Origin of the sequence: Actinoplanes sp. NPDC049265, assembly GCF_043197135.1 — a bacterium.
Taxonomy (GTDB): Bacteria; Actinomycetota; Actinomycetes; order Mycobacteriales; family Micromonosporaceae; genus Actinoplanes.
In genome coordinates, this window is record NZ_JBICSP010000042.1 from 21,894 (window position 1) to 28,563 (window position 6,670).

The following is a 6,670-nucleotide window of genomic DNA, read 5'->3' on the forward strand; positions in this document are numbered from 1 at the left end:
AAGAGGATTGTGCAAGAGGTGGCGCGCTTCTGACTACCCCCGGGCGGGCGGCGACGCGAGGCTGGAGTCATGCCACTCGACCAGTATGTGACCCTCGGCCGCTCCGGCCTGCGCGTCAGTCCGTTCGCCCTCGGCGCGATGACCTTCGGCGAGGACCCGCCCGGCGCCGGCAGCAGCGTCGAGGAGTCCGAGAAGATCCTCGCCGCCTACCTCGACCGGGGCGGCAACTTCATCGACACGGCCAACTTCTACACCAACGGCCACTCCGAGAAGATCCTCGGCGACTGGTTCGCCCGCCAGCCCCGCCGCCGCGACCGCGTCGTGCTGGCCACCAAGTTCTTCTTCAACATGTTCCCCGGCGACCCGAACGGCGGCGGCGCCGGACGCGGCGCCATCGTCGGCCAGCTGCACGAGTCGCTGCGCCGCCTGCGGACCGACCACATCGACCTGTACTGGCTGCACAACTGGGACCGGAACACGCCGCTCGAAGAGACCATGCGCACCCTCGACGACCTGGTCCGGGCCGGAAAGATCCGGTACGTCGGGTTCTCCAACACGCCGGCCTGGGTGACCGCCCAGGCGCAGACGGCGGCGGTGCTGCGCGGCTGGACCCCGCTGATCGCCCTGCAGGTCGAGTATTCGCTGCTCGCCCGTACCGTCGAAGCGGAGATCGTGCCCCTCGCCCTCGACCAGGGCCTCGCGCTGACGCCGTGGAGCCCGCTGCGCAACGGCTTCCTGTCCGGCAAGTACCGCCGCGACGCGGTCACCACCGACTCGGCCCGCACCGCGCACGTGGGCACGCCGGCACCGGCCGACTTCGACGTGATCGAGGCGGTGGCGTCGGTCGCGGCGTCCCTGTCGGCCTCACCCGCGGCGGTGGCGCTGGCCTGGCTGCGCGCCCGCCCCGGCACGGTGGTTCCGATCGTCGGCGCCCGCCGCCTCGAACACCTCGACGACAACCTGGCCGCGCTCGATCTGACGCTCAGTGCGACCCAGCTCGCCGACCTGGACGCGGTGTCGGCGCCGGTCCTGGGTTATCCGGCCCAGCTGCACGGGGCGATGCGCGCGATGCTGCAGTTCGGCGGCACCACAGTGGACGGCGAGGCGAGCGCGGTCTACCCGCCGTTGCTGGCCAGCGACGTCCGCTACTGAAGATCAAGATCATGAGGTCGTAGCCGGGTGGGTGGTGCTGACCGTCGCTCCCGCCGGGTCGCTTCGCTCCACCTGCGCAAGTGGTTGCGCCCCTACCGTTCAGTGGTAGGTCAGGGCGGTTTTCCGGGCGGGGCGGTCAGGCGGGGGCGTTGCTGTAGACGCGCGTCGGCGTGATGAGCACTGCGGTGCGGCCCTGCTCGACCATGGTGCGGTCGTAGGCTTCCCAATCGTCGTGGGTGCCGCCGGCCGCGGTGAAGATCTCGCGCAGCAGCAGCCGCAGGCCCTCGGCGTCGAGGCCGTCGCGCGGGTCGTCCGGGCCGGCCAGCTCGGCCCGCCCCTCGACGGCGGCCCACTGCCAGCCGTTGCGGAACGCCACGGTCAGCTGCGGACGGGCCCGGAGATTGGCCAGCTTGACCTTCCCGTACGTGACGAACGCCAGCACTGGCTCGCCCCGCGTGACGATCCCGGTGTTGACCAGGGACGCCTGAATGGTCTGGTCGGCCCGGAGCGTCGACACCAGCGCCAGGCCGGAGTCGCCTCGGCTCAGTTCCCACGCCTCGGACAGGGTCATCGCCATGCGCCGCAGCCTACCCGCCGCCCCGCCCGCCGTGATCGCCCGCTTCTCTGATTGCCCCGGGTCCACTCGGTGAGGCGCCGCCGGGGCGGTCGTGGGCTGCGGGCCGCCGGCCGAACGCCGGTCATCGGGCCTGGCGGGCGACGCGCAGCGCCCACCAGATCAGCGGGGCCTGCAGGGGGAGGCGGGCGTAAGCGGCGGCCCGGTACGCGGGCGGGCGACGACGCCACTCGCGGGCCATCTTCACGTTGGCCGGGAAGACGGCCGCGAACAGGCCGGCGGCCGCGAGCGCGGCCCCGCGGCGGGTCCGCGGATGCGCGACCGCCGCGGCCACGGCGAGTTCGGCGGCGCCGCTCAGGTACGTCCACATCCGGGGGCTGCCCGGTAACGCGCGCGGGATGATGGCGTCATACACCCGCGGCGCCGCGAAATGCGAGCCGCCGGCCGCGGCCAGCAGGAACGCGAGGCCGTGAGCACTCCGGATCGTGGGCATGGGGTCCAGCATGGCCTACCGCGAAGGAGTACGCAGGAGCGCCGACCTTGGATACGTCGGGTGCCCAGTCGGAGATGCGGTTGCCGTCCTCGTCGGTCTCCCCGATATCCGCCGGTACGGAGGCCAGGGTTGCGGCATCGAGCGAGCCGAGACGTGGCACCAGGCCCAGGTAAGGTCGCGAGGCGTCTTCAAGACCTTCGGCCGGGGGATCGATGTACGAATCAGATGCTTTGTGGCGTGACGTGGATGCCTATTTCGTGGAGACGCTGGTCGATGAGGACGACGCGCTGGTGGAAGCCAGAGAGTCGGGCCGGCTCACCACGATGCCGCAAGCTGAGGTAGCTCCGAACCAAGGAAAGCTTCTGTCGCTTCTGGTGCGGATGGTGGGAGCGACCCGCGTGTTGGAGTTCGGCACGTTGGCCGGTTACAGCACCGTCTGGCTTGCTCGTGCCGTGGGCGAGGGCGGCCAGGTAACTACTCTCGAGCTGGAGCAGCAGAACGCTACTGTCGCGGAGAAGAATCTGGAGCGCGCCGGGGTGCTGGATCGCGTACAGATCATGGTCGGCCGGGCAGCCGAGTCGGCACAACGCCTTATCGATGCCGAAACACAGCCTTATGACTTTGTGTTCATCGATGCCGACAAGCCCAGCAATCCCGCATACCTGGAAGCTTCTTTGCAGCTGAGTCGCCCAGGCACAGTGATCGTCATCGACAACGTTGTGCGCAACGGTGCCGTGATCGATGCCAGCAGTACGGACGACAGAGTTCAAGGTGTTCGCTCCGTCCTGGAAAAGATCGCGAAGGACGGCCGCCTGGACGCCACCAGCCTGCAGACCGTGGGGTCGAAAGGCTGGGACGGATTCACCATCCTGCGGCGCGCCCGGTGAAGAGCCACTGAACCCAAAGTCACCGGCAAGAACTCCTGTGCCGATGAGGTTGTCGAGGTGGGCGTAGCCGTGGGCGCGGGCTTGGATGAGGCGGATGCCGGCGTTCGAAGTCGCGGGTGTGTCGGGCCCCCGGGGCGGGCCCAGGGCATCCACTCGGTCGAATGGAAATGCACCCGCTGATGCCGCATGCATCACGCATATCGGAGCGACCACCGGTGCCTGGGCGTTGCCAGAGCCTCGCTACCCGTTGGGGGGAGCAATTCAAGCGTTCTCGGTGGCCGGGGAGACAAACGGATTAGCGTCGGGAGGGCGGGGTCTTTACGCGGCAAGCGCCGACCGTCCGTGCCTGGCTTGCGGGGAGGTGGCACATCGTGGCGGCGCCGTTGGAGTTCGGATCGACCGGCTTGCTGGAGGCTGCGCCAGACGCCATCGTCGCGGTGACGGCGGACGGCACCATCGCGCTGATCAACGCGCAGGCCGAGCGGCTGTTCGGCTACGCCCGCTCGGAGCTGTTGGGCCAGCCGATCGAGTTGCTGGTGCCGGAGGCGGTGCGGGCCGCCCATCCCGGTCACCGTCAGCGGTACTGGTGCGATTCAGAGCCGCGGCCGATGGGGGCCGGGTTGCAGTTGGCGGCCCGGCGTAAGGACGGCAGCCAGTTCCCGGCCGAGATCTCCCTGTCGGCCATCGACACCACGCATGGACGCCTGGTTGCCGCCGCGGTGCGTGATGTCAGCGACCGGGTCCGGGCCGAGGCGAAATTCCGGGGCCTGTTGGAAGCCGCCCCCGACGCGATAGTCGGGGTGGACGCCGGCGGGCGGATCGTGTTGGTCAACGCCCAGACCGAGCGGTTGTTCGGTTACGGCCGTGACGAGTTGGTCGGGCAACTGGTGGAGATCCTGGTGCCGGAGGCGAAACGGGCGATGCACCCGGCCCGCCGCACCCAGTACGTGAGCGATCCGCAGCCTCGTCCGATGGGCGAGGGTACGGAGTTGTCCGCCCGCCGTAAGGACGGCAGCGAATTCCCGGCCGAGATCTCGCTGTCGGCGATCGACACCGAACACGGGATGTTGATCTCGGCGGCGATCCGGGACGTAACCCAACGACGGGCCTCCGCCGCAGCGCAGCACCAGCTCGCCGCAATCGTGCAGTCCTCCCACGACGCGATCATGGGTAAGACTCTGGACGGGAGGATCACCAGCTGGAACCCGGGCGCGGAACGGCTGTACGGCTACACCGCCCAGGAGATGATCGGCCGCCGCGTCGACATTCTGCTTCTGCGGGCGTGGCGGGCCACCGAAGCGTCGGTGATGCGCCGGATCGCCGGCGGTGAACGCGTAGAGCAATTCCAGATCGAACGACGCCACAAAGACGGCCGCACGATCACGGTGTCGTTGAGTCTGTCGCCCATCATCGACGATACGGGCGACGTGGTCGGCGTGGCGTCGGTGTCGCGCGACATCAGCGAGCGGCTACGCGCCGAGGTGAAATTCCAAGGACTGCTGGAGGCCGCCCCGGACGCGATCATCGGCGTCACCCCGGACGGGAAGATCGCGTTGGTCAACGCCCAGGCCGAACGCCTCTTCGGCTACCGAAGAACAGAGCTGCTCGGCCAGCAGGTGGAAATCCTGGTCCCTCATTACGCCCGCGGCGACCACCCAAGCTACCGCTGCGGCTACCTCGCCGACCGACAACCACGCCCCATGGGCGCCGGTATGCAGCTTGCCGGGCTCCGCAAGGACGGCAGCCAGTTCCCCGCCGACATCTCCCTGTCCTCGATCAAAACCGAGGACGGCGTTCTGGTCTCCGCCGCGATCCGCGACGTCACCGACCGGGCACGAGCCGAAGCGAAATTCCGTGGCCTGCTGGAAGCGGCCCCGGACGCCATCGTCGGGATCACCCAGGACGGATCCATCACCCTGGTCAACACCCAGGCCGAACGGCTATTCGGTTACACGCGGGCCGAACTGCTCGGCCAGCCCATCGAAATCCTGGTCCCCGACCACGCTCGCGATGTGCACCCCGATCGGCGCACCCGCTACTTCGCCCAGCCCGTGCCCCGCCCGATGGGCGCCGGGATGGCACTCGCCGCCCGGCGTAAGGACGGCAGCGAATTCCCCGTCGAGATCAGCCTCTCCGCGCTGGACACCGAAGACGGCGTGGTCGTCTCTGCCGCCATCCGCGACGTCACCGACCGGATAGAGATGCAGGCCGCCCGGGAACGACTGAAAACCCAAGCCGAACGCGAACGCCTCGAAGCGCAACTGCACCAGTCCCAACGGCTGGAAAGCCTCGGCCAACTCGCCGGCGGCGTCGCCCACGACTTCAACAACCTCCTCGCCGTCATGCTCAACTACACCACCTTCATCGCCGAACAGATCACCGCCAAAGCGCAGGCCGACCCGGACGGCGAATGGCACGAGGTCCGCAACGACATCACCCAGATCCAACGCGCCGGTGAACGCGCCACCGAACTCACCCACCAGCTCCTGGCCTTCGGCCGCCGCGAAGTCGTCCGACCGCAAGTCCTCAACCTCAACACCGTGGTCGGCGAGATCGAACCTTTCCTGCGCCGCACCATCGGCGAACACATCCAACTGCACCCACAGCTGGCAGCGGAGCTGTGGCCCGTCCTGGCCGACCCCGGTCAACTCGAACAAGTCCTGGTCAACCTCGCCGTCAACGCCCGCGACGCCATGCCCCAGGGCGGCACCCTGAGCATCGGCACCACCAACCGCACCCTCGACCAGAACGCCGTGACCTCCCGCACCGGCCTGAACCCCGGCCGCCACGCCGAACTATGGATCGCTGACACCGGCACCGGGATCCCATCCGACGTCGCCGAACGAGTCTTCGAACCGTTCTTCACCACCAAACCCAAAGGCGAAGGCACCGGCCTCGGCCTGGCCACCGTCTACGGCATCATCGTGCAAGCCGGCGGACACGCCGCCATCACCTCCACACTCGGCGCCGGCACCACCATCACCATCCTCCTGCCCGCCACCGACCAAACCGCGACGCCCGTCGAGACACCCGAACCCCCGCAACCGGGCGGAGGCGGCGAAACCGTACTGATCGTCGAAGACGAAGAAGCACTCCGCGAGGTCGCCCGACGAATCCTGACCCGCAACGGCTACCACGTCCTGACCGCCGCCAACGGACCCGAAGCCATCAAAATCGTCGAACACACCACACACGACATCCACCTGCTGCTCACCGACGTCATCATGCCGCGCATGCTCGGCAAAGAACTCGCCAGCAAAGTGGTCGAGCAACGCCCCACCATCCGGGTGCTTTACATGTCCGGTTACGCCCAACCCGTCCTGGCCTCCCAAGGCACCCTCGACCCGGGCGTCATCCTTGTCGAGAAGCCCTTCTCCGAAACCAGCCTGCTCACCCGAATCCGCGAAGTCCTCGACACCACCGACTCGTAGCGCCGGCCCACAACAGGTCGGTTGGCTTCGGCATCGAGGGGTCCGTAACGTGGACGGTGTTTCTGGCTCTTCGGTTAGTAAGTTTCGGCGGCCGGCCAGCGGTCACCGAATGTGATGGCGAAGGCGTTGATCG

General features: G+C 68.4%; 5 protein-coding genes. 3 read left to right on the top strand and 2 right to left on the bottom strand.

The window, feature by feature from the left end:
• Positions 1-69 precede the first annotated feature (69 nt).
• Positions 70-1,152 carry an aldo/keto reductase gene (locus tag ACGFIO_RS43790; RefSeq protein WP_392837086.1) on the top strand — a complete coding sequence of 361 codons (1,083 nt, stop codon included), beginning with the start codon at positions 70-72 and terminating at the stop codon, positions 1,150-1,152.
• A 136-nt stretch (positions 1,153-1,288) separates the two neighbouring features.
• Here the strand turns inward: ACGFIO_RS43790 and ACGFIO_RS43795 are convergent, their stop codons facing one another.
• Positions 1,289-1,729, bottom strand: coding sequence for a TIGR03618 family F420-dependent PPOX class oxidoreductase (locus ACGFIO_RS43795; protein WP_392837088.1), 441 nt, complete (start codon positions 1,727-1,729; stop codon positions 1,289-1,291).
• Positions 1,730-1,850: 121 nt separating this feature from the next.
• Positions 1,851-2,219 (bottom strand): hypothetical protein, encoded by a 369-nt coding sequence (locus tag ACGFIO_RS43800; RefSeq protein ID WP_392837090.1) that lies wholly within the window; start codon positions 2,217-2,219, stop codon positions 1,851-1,853.
• Positions 2,220-2,461: 242 nt separating this feature from the next.
• Between ACGFIO_RS43800 and ACGFIO_RS43805 the strand changes: the two genes are divergently transcribed.
• A complete protein-coding gene (locus tag ACGFIO_RS43805; RefSeq protein WP_392837093.1) occupies positions 2,462-3,106 on the top strand; it encodes an O-methyltransferase in 645 nt (214 codons plus the stop codon).
• 371 nt (positions 3,107-3,477) lie between these two features.
• On the top strand, positions 3,478-6,537 hold the full coding sequence (locus tag ACGFIO_RS43810; protein ID WP_392837095.1) for a PAS domain S-box protein: 3,060 nt from the start codon (positions 3,478-3,480) through the stop codon (positions 6,535-6,537).
• Positions 6,538-6,670: the final 133 nt, after the last annotated feature.